This window comes from Treponema endosymbiont of Eucomonympha sp. (assembly GCF_001028545.1).
In genome coordinates this window covers 1-675 of the sequence record NZ_BBPW01000373.1, presented here as the reverse complement: position 1 = coordinate 675, position 675 = coordinate 1, and the positions used below count along the sequence as shown (strand labels likewise).

Here is a 675-nt window from a genome sequence, read left to right as displayed (position 1 = left end):
GCGTTAATGTCCGCTTCGTTTTTTTTGAATGCGTCCCCCTGCCACGGGCTGGAATTCCAGTCGAGGATTTTCTGTCGGAGCTGATTAAAATACGCACGGGCATCGTCTTTAGTCTCAAACGCGAAGTCAGACCCGATCACCTTGAGCAATTTTTTGAATACGTAAGTTTGCCGCTCAACGTCCGGCGCTGCGTCAACTTCGTCGAACGAGTTCTGCTGAAAATACACCGAATCAAGGAAGTTGCTTTTGAGATATACGATGAAGTCGGCGAGACTCGTGCCTTCTTCACCGACCACCTTCATCATCTGCTCCACTTCGGTGCCGCGGAACAAGCAGGCGCGGGAATAGGCGACCCAATCGTCGCGGATAATGCTCTTATATTTCGACCATGAATCAAGCGAGTTAATGGCGGGATACTTTCGTGCGTCGGAGCGCTCGCGGGAAAGCCCGTGAAACGCGCCGACTACTTTGAGCGTCGCCTGCGTGACGGGCTCTTCAAAGTTGCCGCCAGCCGGAGATACCGTGCCACCGATAGTTACCGACCCGAACGAACCGTCGCCGAGCCTGACGTAGCCCGCCCGCTCGTAAAACGCCGCCATATAGGATTCGCCGTATGCGGCGAACGCTTCTTCCCCGGGGGTTTCTTCCAGACGGCCGGACATTTCGCGCCATGCC

The 675-nt window shown here is 55.4% G+C and carries 1 protein-coding gene; it reads right to left on the bottom strand.

The annotated features are described in order from the left end of the window. Positions 1-675 (bottom strand): ATP synthase beta subunit C-terminal domain-containing protein (locus AWU74_RS07130; protein WP_438816366.1); only part of this gene is annotated, 675 nt, incomplete at both ends.